The 17535-nt window shown below is 60.3% G+C and carries 17 protein-coding genes; 5 read left to right on the forward strand and 12 right to left on the reverse strand.

Annotated elements, in window-relative coordinates; all coding sequences use genetic code 11:
- Nucleotide 1 precedes the first annotated feature (1 nt).
- A complete protein-coding gene (locus PH547_RS29680; RefSeq protein WP_285170236.1) occupies nucleotides 2-1291 on the forward strand; it encodes an amino acid ABC transporter permease in 1290 nt (429 codons plus the stop codon).
- Nucleotides 1292-1302: 11 nt separating this feature from the next.
- Nucleotides 1303-2094 carry an amino acid ABC transporter ATP-binding protein gene (locus tag PH547_RS29685; RefSeq protein WP_285170237.1) on the forward strand — a complete coding sequence of 264 codons (792 nt, stop codon included), beginning with the start codon at nucleotides 1303-1305 and terminating at the stop codon, nucleotides 2092-2094.
- Nucleotides 2095-2209: 115 nt separating this feature from the next.
- Here the strand turns inward: PH547_RS29685 and PH547_RS29690 are convergent, their stop codons facing one another.
- The 4 genes from PH547_RS29690 to PH547_RS29705 form a co-directional block, all read right to left on the reverse strand.
- Nucleotides 2210-2548: a carboxymuconolactone decarboxylase family protein gene (locus tag PH547_RS29690; protein ID WP_285170238.1), complete on the reverse strand. Its 339-nt coding sequence runs from the start codon at nucleotides 2546-2548 to the stop codon at nucleotides 2210-2212.
- A gap of 216 nt (nucleotides 2549-2764) precedes the next feature.
- Nucleotides 2765-4243, reverse strand: a complete 1479-nt coding sequence (locus tag PH547_RS29695; RefSeq protein WP_285170239.1) for a multicopper oxidase family protein — start codon at nucleotides 4241-4243, stop codon at nucleotides 2765-2767.
- A gap of 113 nt (nucleotides 4244-4356) precedes the next feature.
- Nucleotides 4357-4767, reverse strand: coding sequence for a CopM family metallochaperone (gene copM / locus PH547_RS29700; protein ID WP_285170240.1), 411 nt, complete (start codon nucleotides 4765-4767; stop codon nucleotides 4357-4359).
- Between the two features lie 15 nt (nucleotides 4768-4782).
- Nucleotides 4783-4977 (reverse strand): heavy-metal-associated domain-containing protein, encoded by a 195-nt coding sequence (locus PH547_RS29705; RefSeq protein WP_260304319.1) that lies wholly within the window; start codon nucleotides 4975-4977, stop codon nucleotides 4783-4785.
- A gap of 160 nt (nucleotides 4978-5137) precedes the next feature.
- Here PH547_RS29705 and PH547_RS29710 point away from each other — a divergent pair, with 160 nt between their 5' ends.
- Together PH547_RS29710 and cueR are read left to right on the forward strand one after the other, a co-directional pair.
- Nucleotides 5138-7630 (forward strand): heavy metal translocating P-type ATPase, encoded by a 2493-nt coding sequence (locus tag PH547_RS29710; protein ID WP_285170241.1) that lies wholly within the window; start codon nucleotides 5138-5140, stop codon nucleotides 7628-7630.
- A 57-nt stretch (nucleotides 7631-7687) separates the two neighbouring features.
- Entirely contained in the window at nucleotides 7688-8155 is a 468-nt protein-coding gene (gene cueR, locus PH547_RS29715) for a Cu(I)-responsive transcriptional regulator (protein WP_104827365.1), read from the forward strand.
- Nucleotides 8156-8207: 52 nt separating this feature from the next.
- Here cueR and PH547_RS29720 read toward each other — a convergent pair whose 3' ends face one another.
- The 6 genes from PH547_RS29720 to PH547_RS29745 all read right to left on the reverse strand — a co-directional run bounded on the left by PH547_RS29720 (nucleotide 8208) and on the right by PH547_RS29745 (nucleotide 14599).
- A complete protein-coding gene (locus PH547_RS29720; RefSeq protein ID WP_285170242.1) occupies nucleotides 8208-9275 on the reverse strand; it encodes an ABC transporter ATP-binding protein in 1068 nt (355 codons plus the stop codon).
- A gap of 30 nt (nucleotides 9276-9305) precedes the next feature.
- Entirely contained in the window at nucleotides 9306-10160 is an 855-nt protein-coding gene (locus PH547_RS29725; RefSeq protein ID WP_285170243.1) for a carbohydrate ABC transporter permease, read from the reverse strand.
- Complete coding sequence (locus PH547_RS29730; protein WP_483315595.1) at nucleotides 10150-11055, reverse strand: carbohydrate ABC transporter permease; 906 nt, start codon at nucleotides 11053-11055, stop codon at nucleotides 10150-10152. The genes PH547_RS29725 and PH547_RS29730 overlap by 11 nt, the downstream gene beginning before the upstream one ends.
- 100 nt (nucleotides 11056-11155) lie before the next feature.
- Nucleotides 11156-12370 carry an ABC transporter substrate-binding protein gene (locus PH547_RS29735; RefSeq protein ID WP_260304323.1) on the reverse strand — a complete coding sequence of 405 codons (1215 nt, stop codon included), beginning with the start codon at nucleotides 12368-12370 and terminating at the stop codon, nucleotides 11156-11158.
- Nucleotides 12371-12456: 86 nt separating this feature from the next.
- Complete coding sequence (locus tag PH547_RS29740) at nucleotides 12457-13242, reverse strand: DUF4037 domain-containing protein (protein ID WP_285170244.1); 786 nt, start codon at nucleotides 13240-13242, stop codon at nucleotides 12457-12459.
- 34 nt (nucleotides 13243-13276) lie between these two features.
- On the reverse strand, nucleotides 13277-14599 hold the full coding sequence (locus PH547_RS29745; protein ID WP_285170245.1) for an alpha-L-fucosidase: 1323 nt from the start codon (nucleotides 14597-14599) through the stop codon (nucleotides 13277-13279).
- 203 nt (nucleotides 14600-14802) lie between these two features.
- On the opposite strand from PH547_RS29745, the gene PH547_RS29750 reads away from it, so the two are divergent.
- A complete protein-coding gene (locus tag PH547_RS29750; RefSeq protein WP_285170246.1) occupies nucleotides 14803-15810 on the forward strand; it encodes a LacI family DNA-binding transcriptional regulator in 1008 nt (335 codons plus the stop codon).
- 146 nt (nucleotides 15811-15956) lie between these two features.
- Here the strand turns inward: PH547_RS29750 and PH547_RS29755 are convergent, their stop codons facing one another.
- Together PH547_RS29755 and PH547_RS29760 are read right to left on the reverse strand one after the other, a co-directional pair.
- A complete protein-coding gene (locus tag PH547_RS29755; protein WP_285170247.1) occupies nucleotides 15957-17114 on the reverse strand; it encodes an HlyD family secretion protein in 1158 nt (385 codons plus the stop codon).
- A complete protein-coding gene (locus PH547_RS29760) occupies nucleotides 17114-17458 on the reverse strand; it encodes a DUF3302 domain-containing protein (RefSeq protein WP_260304326.1) in 345 nt (114 codons plus the stop codon). Before PH547_RS29760 ends, PH547_RS29755 begins: the two co-directional genes overlap by 1 nt.
- Nucleotides 17459-17535: the final 77 nt, after the last annotated feature.

Genomic DNA, 17535 nt, shown 5'->3' on the forward strand with positions numbered 1-17535 from the left:
GATGAACATGCACAACGTCTCCTGGGTGCGCCAGGACCTGGTTTCCCCCTCGGCCAGACCCGTCGGCCAAAACGGCCCGATGCGATGGGCGAGAAAGAACCTGTTCAACGGCTGGCTCAGTACATTTCTGACGGTCGCGTCGGTGATGACGGTTGTGTGGCTCACCGTGGCCATCGCACCTTGGCTTGGCAATTCCATCTGGAAAGCCAACTCGCTTGCCGAATGCCGGCAACTCCTGGGTGGAGCGCCCGGTGCGTGCTGGGGTGTCATTCGTGACCGCTGGCCGCAGCTTCTGTTCGGCTTCTACCCGTCCAATCTCTATTGGCGGCCGGTTTTGGCTTTCGCACTGCTGTTCGTCGCGTTGGCGCCGATCCTGTTCCGCACCGTGCCGGCGCGCGCACTCTGGTTCAGCGCCGTCTATCCCGGCCTCGCCTATTGGCTGATCTGGGGCGGAAGCCTATGGTTTCCGGTCTCCGTCTACCTCGGCTTTGCCGTCGCCGCTGGGCTGTTCATGCTGACGGCACGTATCGGTCGAGGGCTTGGTGTCAGCATCGCCATCCTCGCCGCGGCCCTTTGGTGGATCTACGCCGTCCAACCTGTCACATCAGACGTAAACGGTCTCGTTCCGGTCGTTCTCGATACTGTCGCATCGCGTGACGTGGGTGGGTTCCTGCTCTCGATCATCATCGGCGTGACGGGAATTGCATTGTCGCTGCCGCTCGGCATTCTGCTCGCGCTTGGCCGTCGTTCCAAGCTGCCGCTCATCCATATGCTGAGCGTCATGTTCATCGAATTCATCCGCGGCGTGCCGCTTATCACGCTGCTGTTCACGGCTTCGCTGCTCCTGAACTACTTCCTGCCGCCCGGCACCAACTTCGACCTCATTCTGCGCGTCGTCATCATGGTGACGCTCTTTGCGAGCGCCTACATGGCCGAGGTCATCCGTGGTGGTTTGGCGGCCCTGCCGCGTGGGCAATACGAAGCCGCGGAAGCACTCGGGCTCGATTACTGGAAGTCTCAACGGCTCATCATCCTGCCGCAAGCGCTCAAGATTTCCATTCCTGGCATCGTGAATTCCTTCATCGGTCTCTTCAAGGACACGACGCTCGTCATGTTCATCGGTCTTCTCGATCCGATCGCCCTTGCCGCAGCCATTCGCGCCAACACGAACTGGCAGGGGATTTACTGGGAACTCTTCATCTTCATCGGCGCCGTGTTTTTCGTCTTCTGCTTCAGCATGTCGCGCTACTCGATGTATCTCGAGCGCCGGCTGAAGACGGACCATCGTTAGGAGAAATGCGCATGACAAGCATTGTTACGCAACGAGCTTTCCCCCAGGACGGCCGCATTGGTCTTGCAGACGTCGCCATCGAAATTACGGCCATGAACAAGTGGTATGGCGAATTTCACGCCCTGCGCGACATCAATCTCACCGTTCAGCGCGGCGAGCGGATCGTCATTTGCGGCCCGTCCGGCTCCGGCAAATCGACCATGATCCGCTGCATCAACAGGCTTGAGGAGCATCAGGCCGGCAAGATCGTCGTCGACGGCATCGAGTTGACCAACGACCTGAAGAAGATCGAGGAAGTGCGCCGCGAAGTCGGGATGGTATTCCAGCACTTCAATCTCTTTCCGCATCTGACCATTCTTCAGAACTGCACCCTCGCTCCGATCTGGGTCCGCAAGATGCCGCAAAAGGAGGCCAGGGAACTCGCCATGCACTTCCTTGAGAAGGTCAGGATTCCGGATCAGGCGCATAAATATCCCGGCCAGCTCTCAGGCGGTCAGCAGCAGCGTGTTGCGATCGCACGATCGCTCTGCATGAAGCCGCGCGTTATGCTGTTCGATGAACCGACCTCGGCCCTCGATCCCGAAATGATCAAGGAAGTGCTCGATGCGATGATCGCGCTCGCCGAAGAGGGCATGACCATGCTCTGCGTCACCCATGAAATGGGGTTTGCGCAGGCCGTGGCTAACAGGGTGATCTTCATGGATCAGGGTCAGATCGTGGAGCAGAACGAACCGAAAGCATTCTTCAGCGCGCCGCAATCGGAACGCACGCGCGCGTTCCTCAGTCAGATCCTGGGTCATTAGGCATCGTCGGAGCTCGCGAGCTGCCGCGGCTCTGAATGCGCATTGACCTCCTCGATGGTTGAGTTGCGGAGAAGGACAGTATCTTGCCCTCCTCTGCCTTCCGTTCGTATCGTGATCAGCCGCCGACGGTGTCGAAAGCATCCAGAACGCGCGACGAGTAAACCAAAGCCGCGCCTGCGTTCAGAGCAATCGCCACGCCGAGTGCCTCAGCGATTTCCTCGCGCGTTGCGCCCACTTTTGCGGCTTCGGCGGTATGGCTGGCGATGCAGCCATCGCAGCGCGTCGTCACCGCCACGGCGAGCGCGATCAGCTCGCGGGTCTTGGCATCCAGCCGGCCGGTCTTTTGGCCGGCGCCGCCGAGGGTGCGGACACCCTCGAGCGTAGCAGGCGATAGCTGGCCAAGTTCGGCAACGCGCGACGACAGTTCCTGCCGGTATTTTCCCCACTCGAGCATTTGAAGGTTCTCCGTGAATTTGGGTTGATCCGATGTGATGGCAAGCCCGATCCTCAGTTAAAACAGAGAGGTAGCGCCCACATCGGCCTCAGGAGTAGCGGATAAGCTTCATGAGCAGAAATGGTATGTTTTCACGTTGCCATGAGCATTGCTCATCGAAGGCGAAGGGAAGATAACGTCTCTTTTCCCTCCGCGTTTCGATTGACGAAGGGGTGCTCAGGCCTGAACATCGACCGTGCCCATCATGCCGAGATCCTCGTGCTCGAGGATGTGGCAGTGATACATGCGCGGCCCCGGCAAATTCTGTCGCAACAGGATGCGTACGGTCTCGCCGGCTACGACGTTCACGGTATCCTTCCAGGCCCGGTATGATGGCTTGGTGACCTGGCCGTCCTTTTCGTGCTCGGCAATCTGGAACTGCGTCCCATGCACATGGAATGGGTGATCCATGTCCGCCTGGTTGACGATTTCCCAGAGTTCGACCTGCCCGACCTTCGAGACTTCGTCGACGCGAGTCATGTCGAAGGTAGCGCCGTTGATCAGGAACTCCATCTCCATGCCCTTCATGGATTCCGTCAGCACCAAGCGACGCGTGACCGTCGGCTTTGCGAGGGATTCAATGGTGCGCAGCTTCACCGGAACCGGGGGCATGGCGGGCGCCGGTTTCTCCGAAATATTTGCCGTCAGCAAGGTCATGCCGGCCTCCTCGCGCTTACCCGGCCCCATCCAGCCGCGCTCATAGTCGAGCGTGGTGAGCCTTGCCGTTCCCGGCTTGTCAAAGGAGACGATCAGCTCGACACGCTCGGCGGGCGCAAGCAGCAGTTCGTCGACGGCGACGGGAGCCTCGATAAGGCCACCATCCGTTCCGACGAGCACCATGGCGGCATTCTCGAACTTCAGCCGGAAGAACCGCGCGTTTGTCGCGTTAAACAGACGCAGGCGGCGCTTCTCGCCTTTCGCCACGGCCAGGGCTGGGTTTTTCTGGCCATTGACCAGCACATGGTCGCCGACACGCCCGTTCATCAGGTCCATCATGTTGCTCGCCGGCATGCTTCCGTCTTCGGCAATCCGAAGATCGGTGAACATCAGAACCGTATCGCCATATTCGGCAGGGATCGGATCGCTCTTCGGTTTCACGAGGAAGATGCCCGCGAGGCCGCGATAGACCTGAGCGGCGGTAAGGCCGTGCGGATGGGGATGAAACCAATAGGATGCGGCGCTGCCTTCCGGCAGATCGAAAGCATAGATGCGCTCGCTGCCCGAAACGACTGGCTCCATGGGACTGCCATCCTGATCGGCCGGCACCGGCATCCCATGCCAATGAACCGTCGTCGGTTCGCCGGGAATGCCGTTCTTGAAGTTGATCTCGATCCGGTCGCCCTCGTGCGCCTCGATCACGGGATTTCCGCCATTATAGAGCAGCACGGGCGTATCGAGCCCCTCGGCGAAACGAACGAGGCCCGGCTCTGCGGCAAGCCTCGCCTTGAACAGGCCGGCCTCGCTGGCCTGGTTCATCAGGCGCGGCAACTCGCGCAGAGGCTGCCCTTCCGGCAAAACAAGTTTGTTGCCGGCCATAGGCATCATGTTGTGAGCGCCGTGTCCGGTCATGTTGCCCATGTCGTGCATCATCTGGGCCGCGGCAGGCCCGGAAATCGCAAGGCCTGCCAGGCCCGTCAGAAAAGTACGTCGGTACATCGATTGCTTCCTTTTGGTCGTTTGGGAGCGATTCACCCATAAGGCCGCTCACCGCAATATCGCGTTTCTTGTTTCTGAGCCGAAGGCAGCTTCGATAAGCCGCCCTCCAGTCATCATTTGCCGTGTTCGGCGAGCCATTTCTTCATCGTGGCAATCTCGTCTTCCTGAGCATTGATCACATCTTCGGCGAGTTTGCGGACTTCGGGATCTCTGCCGTATTGCAGCGCAACCTTGGCCATATCGATCGCGCCCTGATGATGCGGGATCATGCCGCGCATGAAGTCGGTGTCGGCATCGCCGCTGTACTCGATCATCATGTCCTTGTGCATGCGGTCGTTTGCGGCCGCATATGCTTGGGTGGACGAGGCACTGGATGAGGTAGTCTCCGCGCCAGACATCTCCATTCCCGGCATGGAATGATCCGCAGATGTTGCGTCGTTCGTCTTCAACTGGCTCTGCGCGATCGCCAGGCCCGCGCTGATAGCGATCGCACCGGCGATGAAGATCGGGGTGAGCTTATTCATGATCTTGCTCCCTGATCAGCTCGCAGTTGCCGGATAGCCGGCCTTTTCGAGAATCTGCTGAAGTGCCGGCTGAGAGGCGGTCGTCTCGATCTTGACCGTGCGTGCATCGGGATTGGTCTCGATCTTGGCGTCGGGATCGACGGACTGGATTGCCTTGGTAACGGACCTTGCGCAGCCGCCGCAGGTCATGTTTTCGATTCTGAGTTCCATGAGAATTCTCCTTGGTTTTGATCTCACGGCACTCAAAGTGGAGTTTCCAACCATGGTAAGGTCAAGTGCTGTTTGACGAAAAAAATGCTATTGACCTTCCCATGGTTGGAAGCCCCACCTTCCCTTCACATTCAAATTCCGGAGCGTGAAAGGACCTCCCATGAATAGTTCAGTCCGGCCAACGGATTTATCGACGGTCATATCTCTGCCTATCGACGGCATGACGTGCGCATCCTGTGTGGGCAGCGTCGAACGCGCCCTAAAGGAGGTGCCCGGCGTCGATTCCGTATCCGTCAATCTCGCCACCGAAAAGGCGAGCATAACGGCGCACGCAGCCATGGACCGCGCGAAACTCGTCCAGGCTGTCGAAAACGTCGGCTATTCCGTGCCTGGGAATTTCGCGCCTGCGGCCAGTTCCATCGAGCTTTCGATCGAAGGCATGACCTGCGCATCCTGCGTGGGCAGCGTCGAACGCGCCTTGAAGGCTGTTCCAGGCGTCAGCGAGGCCGCCGTCAACCTTGCGACCGAGCGTGCTACGGTCAAAGGATCGGCGGATGCGGCAACCCTGATCGCGGCGGTCGAAAACGCCGGCTACGAGGCGAAGCTTATCGGTGCCGACCGAGAGGACGAAAACACCGAGCGCGCCGAGAAGAAGGATGCCGAGCGGCGCGAGCTCAGCCACGACTTTACCATCGCCGCCGTGCTTACCGCGCCGGTCTTTCTCATGGAGATGGGATCGCATTTCATCCCGCGCGTTCACAGCCTCATCGAATCAACGATCGGCATGCAGTGGAGTTGGTACATCCAGTTCGCGTTGACGACGCTCGTCCTCTTTCTCCCCGGCATCCGCTTCTATCATAAGGGACTTCCGGCACTTGGGCGGCTTGCCCCAGACATGAACTCATTGGTCGCCATCGGCTCGCTCGCGGCCTATGGCTATTCGCTGGTCGCAACCTTCGCGCCCGGTTTCCTCCCCCCTGGCACGATCAACGTCTATTTCGAAGCCGCCGGTGTCATCGTAACGCTCATCCTGCTCGGCCGCCTGCTGGAGGCCCGCACCAAAGGACGCACCTCCGAGGCGATCAAGCGCCTGGTCGACCTTCAGGTCAGAAGCGCCCGTGTTCGCCGGGATGGCAAGGCTGTCGATCTGCCGATCGGCTCGGTTGTCGCCGGTGATATCGTCGAAGTCAGGCCCGGCGAACGTGTTCCCGTCGATGGAGAAGTGGTTGAAGGAAACAGCTATGTCGATGAGTCGATGATTACGGGCGAACCGATCCCGGCATCGAAAACCACAGGCAGCGCGGTTGTCGGCGGCACGGTGAACCAGAAAGGTGTATTTGCGTTCCGTGCGACGGCCGTGGGTGGCGACACCGTGCTATCGCAAATCATTCGCATGGTCGAAGAAGCGCAAGCCTCCAAGCTGCCCATCCAGGCTCTGGTCGATAAGGTAACCATGTGGTTCGTGCCGGCCGTCATGGCTGTGGCCGCAATTACCTTCGTGGCATGGCTCTACTTCGGCCCCTCGCCCGCCCTTACCTTTGCGCTCGTCAACGCCGTGGCGGTTCTGATCATCGCGTGCCCCTGCGCCATGGGTCTGGCGACGCCGACTTCGATCATGGTGGGCACAGGGCGCGGCGCAGAGCTCGGCGTATTGTTCCGCAAGGGCGAGGCGTTGCAATTGCTCAAGGACGCCAAGGTCGTCGCCGTCGACAAGACCGGCACCCTGACCGAGGGCAAGCCGACACTGACGAATCTGGACCTGGCCACCGGGTTTGACAGGCCGACCGTCCTCAGCCTCATCGCCGCCGTCGAGGCCAAGTCCGAGCACCCGATCGCCCGTGCGATCGTCGACGCCGCCACCGGGGAAGGTCTCTCACTGTCGTCCGTGTCGGATTTTGAATCGGTTACCGGTTTCGGCGTACAGGCGAAAGTCGACGGCAAGCTGGTCCAAATCGGCGCCGATCGCTACATGGTCGAGCTTGGCTACGACGTCGCCGGTTTCGCCTCGGTCGCCGAACGCCTGGGCAACGAGGGCAAGTCACCCCTCTATGCCGCGATTGACGGCAAGCTCGCGGCGATCGTCGCCGTGGCGGACCGGATCAAGGACACGACTCCCGCGGCGATCAAGGCCCTGCACGATCTCGGCCTCAAGGTCGCGATGATTACCGGCGACAATGCCCGCACTGCGAACGCCGTTGCGGCGCGGCTGGGCATCGACGCGGTCATAGCCGAAGTGCTGCCGGATGGTAAGGTCGACGCGATCAGCGGCCTCAAGAGCCAGTATGGCAAGGTCGCCTTCGTCGGTGACGGCATCAACGACGCCCCGGCGCTTGCCGAAGCGGATGTGGGTCTCGCCATCGGCACGGGCACGGATATCGCCATCGAGGCCGCGGATGTGGTCCTGATGTCGGGCAGCCTGCAGGGCGTGCCGAACGCCATTGCGCTTTCCAAGGCGACGATCGGCAACATTCGTCAGAATCTGTTCTGGGCCTTTGCCTACAATACGGCCCTGATCCCGGTCGCCGCGGGTGCCCTCTACCCGGCCTTCGGCATCCTGCTCTCGCCGGTCTTCGCGGCGGGTGCCATGGCCCTTTCGAGCGTCTTCGTGCTCGGCAATGCGCTGAGGCTCCGCCGGTTCAGGGTCGCCAATTGATAAACCAGGTACAGCCGGTCCCGCACGGGACCGGCTACCCTACGCAGGAGAAAACTCATGAATATCGGACAGGCGGCGAAGGCATCGGGCGTATCGGCCAAGATGATCCGCTATTACGAACAAACCGGCCTCATTCAGGCGGCCGATCGTACGGCTTCAGGTTATCGCGACTATTCGGAGGATGATGTCCACGTGTTGCGCTTCATCCGCCGCGCGCGGGATGTCGGCTTTCCGGTTGCGGAAATTCAGACGCTTCTAGATCTGTGGGTCAACCGCGAACGGCAAAGTGCCGATGTCAAACGGATTGCGCTTGCCCACATCGCCGAGCTTCGGCTTAAAATTCAGGAACTGGAGCAGATGGCCGCAACCCTTGAGGAGCTGGCGACGAAGTGCACGGGGGACGACCGTCCGGGCTGCCCCATACTGGACGATTTGGAGACCCGCGATACGGATGATGCCCGCATCGCCAACCCTAAATATACGTCGAGAATATCGCCGCGTGACAGGATGAAGCGCAAGTTTTAAGACTTGGGGAGGGCTTGCACCCCATCTGCTATTACTAAGCCATAGCCATCCCTTAAACGAGCCGTTCGCCGCTCGATGGGTCGAACAGGTGTGCCTTTGTGGTGTCGATTTTGAGCTGGATCGCCTGGCCTGTGGCTACGGGAGGGCGATCCCTCACGGCGGCGGCGATGGAGTGGGTCCCGGCTTGCAATTGCAGATGCGTGTCGGAGCCCGTGGGTTCGATGATGATCACCTTGGCCTGCACGCCATCTGCATCGACGGCGATGTGTTCCGGCCGGATGCCGAGCTGGACGGATCGACCGAGATGGAGGCGGGCGCTTTCCGGCAGCGGCCAATGCAGATTTTCCGCGGCCTGCAATTCCATGGCTCCGCCCCGTTCGACAACGAGGCCGTCTATGAAGTTCATCGATGGCGATCCGATAAAGCCGGCGACGAAGCTGTTGGCCGGTGCATCGTAGATTTCGAGCGGCGAGCCGATCTGCTCGATATGCCCGCCACGCATCACGACGATGCGGTCGGCCATGGTCATGGCCTCCATTTGGTCATGCGTCACGTAGACCATGGTGGTGCCGAGCCGCTGGTGCAGCGTCTTGATCTCCGTACGCATCTGCACGCGCAGTTTCGCATCGAGATTGGAAAGCGGCTCGTCGAAGAGGAAGACCGCCGGGTTGCGGACGATGGCTCGGCCCATTGCCACGCGCTGGCGCTGCCCGCCGGACAATTGCCGCGGATAGCGATCGAGGAGTGCGGCGAGGTCGAGGATCGCGGCGGCATCACTCACCTTCTGCTCGATCTCCTGCCTGCTGCGGCGCGCGAGCTTCAGCGAAAAGGCCATGTTGTCGCGTACGGTCATATGCGGATAGAGCGCGTAGGACTGGAACACCATGGCGATATCGCGCTCATTGGGTTCGAGATCGTTGACGATGCGGTCGCCGATTTCGATCTCACCGTCGCTGATGCTTTCAAGCCCGGCGATCATGCGCAGCAAAGTGGATTTGCCGCAGCCCGAGGGGCCGACCAGCACCACGAATTCCCCGTCCTGTGCAGCGACGGAGACGCCATGCAGCACTTCGAGCGCGCCGTAGCGTTTGATGGCGTTGCGAATAGTCAGTTTCGCCATGGATCTCTCCCGATAATGTCGGCCGGTGCGTCAACGCCCGCCCATGCCCGCATTGAGTGCGATGCTGTTGTAGATGAGCTTCTGCAGGATGATCGCAAGGAAGATCCCGGGAAGCATGGAAAGGGCGGCGCCCGCCATCAGATAGTTCCATTGCGTGCCCTGCTGCGTCTGGAACAGGGTGAGACCGACGGGCAGCGTGGCATTGTCGGCGCCGGTCATGACGATCAGCGGCCAGAGGAAATTGTTCCACTGCCCGATGAAGGTGAACAGTGACAGCAGCCCGATCGCCGGCATGGACAGGGGCACGATGATGCTGATGAGGATACGCAGGCGCGATGCGCCGTCGATCCTTGCGGCTTCCTCCAGCTCCATGGGAATGGAGAGGAAGAACTGCCGCATCAGGAATGCGCCGAAGGTGCCGAAGGAGATCGGCAGGATCACGCCGGGGAAAGTGTTGACCAGGCCCAGCTTGTTGACGATCAGAAACAGGGGAATGATCAGCATCAGCGGCGGCACCATCAGCGTGCCGATATAGCCCAGCAGCAAGGTTTCACGCCCTCTGAACTTCAGCCGCGCAAAAGCGTAGCCGGAAAGGCAGGAGACGACGACGGTGATAACAGTCACGCAGACGGCGATGACGGCGCTGTTGAGAAAGAAGCGGCCGAAGGGCAGCCTGGTCCAGGCAGCGGCAAAATTACCCCATTCGAAGACCTCTGGCAGGATGCGCACCGGTATTGCCGTCACTTCGGCATTCGAGCGCACCGCATTCGAGACCATCCAGAAAAAGGGAAACAGAAAGGCGATCGCCACGAGTGCAAGGGCGACGTGATTGATGATATCGAGCACCAGCTTCCGGCGCGCTCTGGCTTTGGACTTAAGCGTCATAATGCACCCATTTGCGCTGGAACCAGAATTGCAGGGCGGTCAGCGCCATGATCAGCGCGAACATCACCCAGGCGATTGCCGAGGCATAGCCCATCTGGAAATTCTGAAAGCCGCGCTGGTAGATGGCGTAGCCGAGCGTTGCGGTCGACGATCCCGGCCCGCCCTTGGTCATGACGAAAATCTGGTCGAAGACCTGCAGCGACGTAATCGCCGTCATCACCGTGCCGAAGAACAAGGTCGGAGAGATCAGCGGCAGGCGGATTTTCCAGAAACGGTCCCAGGCCGTGGCGCCGTCGATCCGCGCCGCTTCCAGATAGGTCGCCGGCACCATGTCGAGAGCGGCGTTGAAGAGAACCGTATTGTAGCCAACGCCAGCCCAGATCGATGTGAGCACCACAGCCTGCATGGCGACCGTGCGATCGTTGAGGACGCCTGAGAATGGCAATGACAACGCCGCCATCAGGCTGTCGAAAAGGCCGCCGCTGGTGAAGATCAGCATCCAGACCATGGCGACCGCGATGAGCGGGGTGAAGGTCGGAAGGAAGAAGATCACCCGGAACCAGCGCTGCCCGATCTTCAGGCTCGAAATCCACGTCGCAAGCCCGAGCGAAATGACGATATTCAGCACCAGATATTCGACCGTGAAGAAGATAGTGTTGCGCATGACCGTCCAGAATTGCGGATCGGTCGTAAACAGGCGCGTGTAATTGGAAATGCCGACGAAACGCGGCGTGCCGAGCAATTGCCAATTGGTAAAGCTGAGCGCGATCGAAGCTAGGATCGGTAGGACGAGGAACAGGACGATGCCGATCAGGCCCGGCAGCAGAAAGAACAAGGCCGTCCATCCCTCGCCTCTGAACCATTTGCGCGAGCGTGGCCTTGGTCTTGCGATCATGTCGGTGTGTTTGCCCAGCATCATGGGCCTCTCCTTTCCGGCAAGGGCGCTGCGGTCGAGCCGGTAGGCCCGGCCGCAGGCAGGCCAGATCCCTTGGGGGCTAGGGAAGCTGGCTCTGAATGTCGCTAAGCACACCCTCGGGCTTCGAGTCTCCGGTCAGCGCCAGCGGCACATATTGCATCACCAGATTCTCGAACTGGTTCCATTTCTCGTTGATACGGAACGGCGTGGTGTGGGCGAACATATATTGCAGCGTGTCGCGGGTGCCGCTGACATTTTTGGCCGCGCCGTCATACCAGGCGGTCTGTTGCGCCAGGCGGGCCGGCAGCGCGCGCCCGGCCGAGCCGAGGATCTCGGCCGCCTTCGGACCGCTCAGCACCTGCAGCGCCTTGAAAGCCGCATCCTTGTGCTGGCTGGTGGCGGAAATGCCCCAGCCCGAGCCGGCCGTGATGAAGCGCGACGGGCCGCTTCCGCGTGGCAGCGGCGCGATGCCGATCTTGAACTTGACGTTGGCCTGCGCGGTAATCAGCGTCCAGGGACCGTCGATATACATGGCGACATTGCCCGAGGCGAAGCGGCCGCTTGCTGCGGAGGCATCGGCTGCCGAGGCAAAGACGGGCGAGAGTTTGTCCTTGGCAGTGAGATCGGCATATTTGCTAAAGGCATCGACAAAGCCGGCATTGGTCAGGTCGAATTCATTATCGGAATTGAAGTATTCCGCACCGAGGGCGACGGGGCCGGCAATAAAATCGAAGCCTTGGGTGCCGTAACCATAGGTTCCGTCCTTCGTCAGCGTCTTGGCATCCGCCTTGAAGTCATCGAAGGTCCAGTCCTTGGCAGGCTCCTTCAAGCCGGCGGCGGCAAACTTGTCGCGATTGTAGAAGACCATCCAAGGGCCGACGTCGTAGGGCAGCGCGTAGAGCTTGCCGTCATGAGAGAGCCCGGACATGATCGATGTCTCGAAATCCGCCACCTTCACATCGCTGTTCTTCACGTAGTCGTCGAGCGGCGTGAGGATCGAATAGAAATTGGGCATACGCATCGACTGCATCGAGACGATATCGGCGACCTGGCCCGATGCCGTCAGAACCGGCAGGCGCGTCCAATAATCCGTCCATCCCGAAAGCTGTAGCTGGACCTTGATATTGGGATATTGCTGGGTGACGAGATCGGCCAATTGCTGCCAAAGCTGCGCATCGTTTGGCTCGCCCCACATCTGCCAGGTAAGGGTCACGGGAGCATCCTGCGCCTTAGCGCCGATGCCAGGTAGTGAACTCGCCGCAAGCGCGGCGGCAAAGATCAATGAACGCTTCATGATGGTTCCTCCTCCATAATGACTTTGGTTGCAGTGACGCTGATCACACTCCGGACGCTCCCCTCCGGCTTGGTCTTGCGGCTCGTTCAGGCCGCGATCATAACCTCCAGGTCGGCGATCAGGCCGATCAGTTCCGCTCGTTGGTGCCGCCAGGGGTCCGAACCTTGTCCCGGCTCCAGAATGGCGGTCATCCGCTGCAGGAAGTCAGGGGGCAGCCGCTCGAGTTCGGCTGCCATGGGCAGATTCCAGCCGTCACCCGGGAAATAGACCCGGTTGAGGGCAAAGACCGTCTGCAGAATGGCGTTGGCAAGCTTGCCCGTCAGCCCCACGAGAAAGACGAGATCGCGGCGAGCGACCTTGCTCTCATAGTGATAATCCCTGGCCCAGTAGCGCAGAATATCCATGTACTGGCTGAGGACGGAGGCCCTGAGTGCTTCCGGATACTCCGCCAGTTGCCGCTTCCAGCCGGTCAACAGACCGCGCGGATCGGCGATGATCTGCTGGCTGGCGAGATCTGTCGGCAGGTGATAGCCCCAGATCGTCCATTCGAAGGTTTTGGGCACCGGCATGCCGGCAAGCCAGGATTCCAGATCGCGCTGCACGCCTGCGTAGCGGCGCATCCAGACGCCATCCATGAGGATACCCTCGGCCTGCCAGCTTTGCAGAGCCGCTTCGAAACGCCGCCACGCCTCGGTTTGCCGAACCTCCGGTCCGCGATAGGCATCGGCATAGACCCGGAAGTCGAAATCCGATTGCGCATCCGACCACCCCTTGCCGCGCGACCCGGCGAGCGCGACGGCGCCATTGCCGTCTTCGGCCAGATCAGCGATCAAGGGGGTCATCGCGGCAATGAGTTCGGCTTCGCGGCTCATGACAGCACCGGGCGGCTGGGTTTCGCTATCTCCTTCAGTCCTTGAGGATCAGTTCGATGACCGGCGTGACGACATCCGGCTTGAGCACCGGCAGCTCCAGGCTCAGTATGCCCTCGCCAACGGCGACGCCGATATTGGAATCGACATCGGCATCCGGATCGAGCCAATGTAGTTCGCTGGCGTCATGCAGGAACTGCGCATATTTGACCTTACGCCCCAGCCCTTCGATATGAATGTGGCGGAACGGCCAGGTCTGGATGTGTAGATAGAGCCGATTGCCCTTCTGGGTGAAGCGGCAGCCGCTCGGAGCCTTGTAGGTGGAGGGGCCGGCGCCGTAGATCGCACGACCGTTCAGCCGCATCCATTCGCCATAGGTGTCGAGCGCCTTGATGGCGCGGGCGTCGAACGTGCCGCGGCCGGTCGGGCCGACATTCATCAGAAGATTGCCGCCGAGCGAAACCGTATCGATGAGGATGTTGATGAGCTGACCGGCATCCTTCCAGCTCGTCTCGTCGCGATAGTAGCCCCAGGAACCGCTGAAGGTGTGGCAGGCCTCCCAGCGCACCGGCAATCCGGCAACCGTCGGAGCGATACGCGGCGTATATTGTTCCGGCGTCACCAGATCGGGCATGTGATCTGCGTCGCGCGGAAGATCGAGGCGGTCGCCGACGATGATATCGGGCTGTAGTTGGCGCACCAGCTTCATGAGGTCTTCGCTCTCCCAATCGGCGCGGCCCTTGCCGGGCAGCCCCTTGTACACGCGGCGGGGATAGCTGAAATCGAACCAGATCACGTCGATCTTGCCGAAGTTCGTCAAAAGTTCGGTCACCTGATCGCGCATGTACTTGGCATAACGCTTGACGTCGCGGCCCTCATTGAGCTTGGCGGCGTCGGGATGGTTGCGCTGCGGGTGATGCCCATCGATGGGGAAATCCGGATGATGCCAGTCGAGCAGCGAATAATAGAAGCCGACCTTCAGCCCCTCGGCGCGAAGCGCTTCGACATAAGGGCCGATCAGGTCCTTGCCATAGGGCGTGTTGGTGACCTTGTAGTCGGTGACCTTGCTGTCCCACAGGCAAAAACCCTCGTGATGCTTGGCGGTCAGGACGACATATTTCATGCCGGCTTGGCGCGCGCGACGCGCCCATTCGCGGGCGTCGTAAAGGTCGGGATCAAAGTTGTCGAAATACTTCTGATAGGCCTCGGTGGTGAACTCCTCGCGGTTCTTCAGCCATTCATGCCGTGCGCCGAGGGCGTACAGCCCGAAGTGGATGAACATGCCGAAGCGGTCGTGTCCAAACCATGCTTTGCCATCGGCGGCCACATCACGGCCGCCACTGATCGCTGCGTCGGTCACACTATCCTCCCAAGTGTTACGGCTTAATCGAACCGGTTCGATTTAATCATTGATCCTCCTGCCCTGCATGTCAAGCGCGCTGTTGAAATCTCTTTCTGCATATTGCTTCATGGCCTACAAATGTTAGATTTGTGACAGCGATTCATCGATGGAAGTACCTTCGATCGGAAAGCAAAAGGCGATAGAAACGGTTCGAAAAATTCATGGCCACAATTCGCGATGTCGCCAAACTCGCCGACGTATCCGTCTCGACGGTGTCCCTGGCGCTCAGCAACCCGGCGCGGGTCAGCCAGAAAACGCTGGAGAAAATTCGCCAGGCGATTGCCGCGGTCGGCTTCGTTGCCGACCCGCTTGCCCAAAGCCTTGCGCGCGGACGCAGTCGCATGATCGGTTTCGTCGTCGGCAATGTCGGCAACCCGTTTTTCGGGGATATCCGGCGCGAACTGGAAAACTATGCGCTCGACCACGAGCATTTCGTCGTCGTCACCGATTCCTCCGGCAAGACGGATCGCGAGAGGGCGATGGTCGAGCACCTGATCGGCCTTAAGACCGCCGGCCTGGCGCTTGCGCCGTCAGGTTATGATCAGAACTATATCGATTTCATCGCAGGCCTGAACGTGCCGATCGTCTGCTTCGACCAGAAGGTTGCCGGGATCGAGCGCGATTTCGTCGGGTCCGACAATTACCTCGCCGGCGCAATGCTGACCGAGCATCTTCTTCAGCTTGGCCACAAGCGCATCGCCTTCATCACCGGCCCGAGCCATATGCACACGGCGACGGAGCGTTATCGCGGCTTTGCCGAGACCATGGCCAATGCCGGCGTTGAGGTGAACCCGAATTTCGTCGTCGACGGGCAATTCACGCGCACCGCCGGCTACGAGGCGGCGATGCGCCTGCTGATCCAGCCGGAGCGCCCCACTGCAATCCTCGGAGCCAACAACACCGTGGCGCTTTCGGCATTACAGGCCATGCAGGAGCTGGGGTTCCGCTGTCCCGAAGATATCTCGCTCGCCATGATCGACAATGTGCAATGGAGTTCGGTCATCACGCCGCGCATTACCATGGTGGTTCAGGACACACTGGCGCTCGGCGGCATCATCGCCCGCCGCCTCATGCACCGCATCACCAATCCGGAAGGCGCCGTCGAGCCGGCACGGGATTTTGTGCTGACGCCGAAATTCGTTCCGGGCAATTCCTGCTGGAGAATTTAGGGCATCGCGCATCGGGGCTCGGTGATCTCATATCAAGGGCGCAGCGAAACCGATCATGCGGCAGGGCTGCCCATACGCGCAGCCCTCCATCTCCATCACCGGTTCTGTTTCTCCCTACGCCCCACCCCGCGCGAATGCCTCGCCGTTCAGTGCTCCAGGAAGACGTAGTTCATCCAACTGCTCATGCGCAGAAGGACCTTTCGGAGGACGGCGACGTGATGCCAGTGCTCGGTATAGACCGCGACCTCCGCAACGACGCCTCCCGGCAATTGATATTTGTCCGTATTTTCGAGCAGTTCGATGCGCGCCAGCGTCTGTCCCGGTGCAGTACGCTCCGGCGACTGCGGATCGATTAGCGCTCCGCTAGGCTGAAGCTGTCCCTGGGCCATGACGTCGATGACTTCTTCGACGCGTGCCTTGAAAATTTTGCCGGGAACCGCCTTGAAAGCGACTTCGGCGTCGTCGCCGACACGCACGCGCTGCAACGAGTTCTGAATGAAGGCGGCGCCAAGCATCCGGTCCTCGCTGTTGATGAAGACCATGACCGGACGGAGTGGCAGCGGATTGGCCATCATGCCAGGACGAAGGAAGACCTGGGTCACATAACCATCGCTGGGCGCACGCACTGTCGTCTGGTCAAGCTCGTATTCCGCATTGCCCAGTTCCGCCGTCAACCGGGCGACGGTTGGGTTCGTACCGTTGATCTCGGATTCATAGGCGAGTTTTGCCTGGACAGCCTGGGCACGTGCCGTATCTGCAGCGGCTTCGGCGGTCAGATAGATACCGCGCCGGTTTTCGACCTCCAGTTCGGAATAGACGGCACCCCGGCCGCTGGATTTCGCGTTCTCATTTGAGTTCTGGAATTTCTCGAATGCCTGCAACGCACGATCTCGCGAGGCTTCCGCTCCGGCCACTCCGGCATTGGCGGCGTCGAGAGCAGCCTTCAATTGAAGGACCGTTTGCTTCGCCTCGGCGAGCGCCGCTTTCTTCTGATCGACGACAAACTGGTAGGGTCGCGGATCAATGCGGAAGAGCACATCGCCCTTCTTCAGCGGCTTGTTAGGCTCGACCGGGACTTCCACGACCTGCCCGCCGACGACGGGAATGACCGGCGCCGAAGTGAAATAGATGCGCCCGTCCCCGGAATAGGGATGATTGTAGCTCATGATGAGCAGCAGGGCTCCGATCAAAAAGATGCCACCCAGGACCGCTGTCGAGAGTGTCCATTGGTTTACCGGGATCCGGAACACCTTAAAGATCGTAAAGCAGATCGCGGCATAAGTGAGTATCAGGAGCAGATCCATCAGGCTTTCTCCCTCTCCGACGACGGTTGCGCTTCGAGCTCAGCGATCCGGGCATGAAGACGTGCGATTTCGGCATTTGCTTCGGCTTCGCGCGAAAGCTTGCCATCGGGCCGAATTCCCCAACCGCGGTCCTCCCGGTAGAGGGTTGCCCAAATGAAGAGAAACGGCCAAATCGCGTGCAGGGTGAACAGGCTGACCCAACCGGCAACATGAATGGCATCCTGGTGAGGGTGGTTGCGAGCCTTGGCGATCAGATGCGGGATGTCGTGAATCGCGATCACTGCATAGAAGAGAGTGACCACCATGAAAATCAGCACCCCAAGTGCAAAATAGTCGAGAAACACGGTTCCTCCTTTTCGGCCGTGTGACCGAGCCGACCGGCCGTCATCGAGGAGGAGATAGTAACGCCGCCAGACCTCAA

The organism is Rhizobium cerradonense, assembly GCF_030182455.1.
GTDB lineage: Bacteria > Pseudomonadota > Alphaproteobacteria > Rhizobiales > Rhizobiaceae > Rhizobium.

Bases quoted from the DNA above. Each gene is read 5' to 3' on its own strand.
- PH547_RS29695 (WP_285170239.1), bottom strand. From the start codon at position 4,243: ATGTACCGACGTACTTTTCTGACGGGCCTGGCAGGCCTTGCGATTTCC.
- PH547_RS29735 (WP_260304323.1), bottom strand. From the start codon at position 12,370: ATGAAGCGTTCATTGATCTTTGCCGCCGCGCTTGCGGCGAGTTCACTA.
- PH547_RS29740 (WP_285170244.1), bottom strand. From the start codon at position 13,242: ATGAGCCGCGAAGCCGAACTCATTGCCGCGATGACCCCCTTGATCGCT.
- PH547_RS29755 (WP_285170247.1), bottom strand. From the start codon at position 17,114: ATGGATCTGCTCCTGATACTCACTTATGCCGCGATCTGCTTTACGATC.
- copM (WP_285170240.1), bottom strand. From the start codon at position 4,767: ATGAATAAGCTCACCCCGATCTTCATCGCCGGTGCGATCGCTATCAGC.
- PH547_RS29705 (WP_260304319.1), bottom strand. From the start codon at position 4,977: ATGGAACTCAGAATCGAAAACATGACCTGCGGCGGCTGCGCAAGGTCC.
- PH547_RS29750 (WP_285170246.1), top strand. From the start codon at position 14,803: ATGGCCACAATTCGCGATGTCGCCAAACTCGCCGACGTATCCGTCTCG.
- PH547_RS29680 (WP_285170236.1), top strand. From the start codon at position 2: ATGAACATGCACAACGTCTCCTGGGTGCGCCAGGACCTGGTTTCCCCC.
- PH547_RS29710 (WP_285170241.1), top strand. From the start codon at position 5,138: ATGAATAGTTCAGTCCGGCCAACGGATTTATCGACGGTCATATCTCTG.
- PH547_RS29725 (WP_285170243.1), bottom strand. From the start codon at position 10,160: ATGACGCTTAAGTCCAAAGCCAGAGCGCGCCGGAAGCTGGTGCTCGAT.
- PH547_RS29690 (WP_285170238.1), bottom strand. From the start codon at position 2,548: ATGCTCGAGTGGGGAAAATACCGGCAGGAACTGTCGTCGCGCGTTGCC.
- cueR (WP_104827365.1), top strand. From the start codon at position 7,688: ATGAATATCGGACAGGCGGCGAAGGCATCGGGCGTATCGGCCAAGATG.
- PH547_RS29720 (WP_285170242.1), bottom strand. From the start codon at position 9,275: ATGGCGAAACTGACTATTCGCAACGCCATCAAACGCTACGGCGCGCTC.
- PH547_RS29685 (WP_285170237.1), top strand. From the start codon at position 1,303: ATGACAAGCATTGTTACGCAACGAGCTTTCCCCCAGGACGGCCGCATT.
- PH547_RS29730 (WP_483315595.1), bottom strand. From the start codon at position 11,055: ATGATCGCAAGACCAAGGCCACGCTCGCGCAAATGGTTCAGAGGCGAG.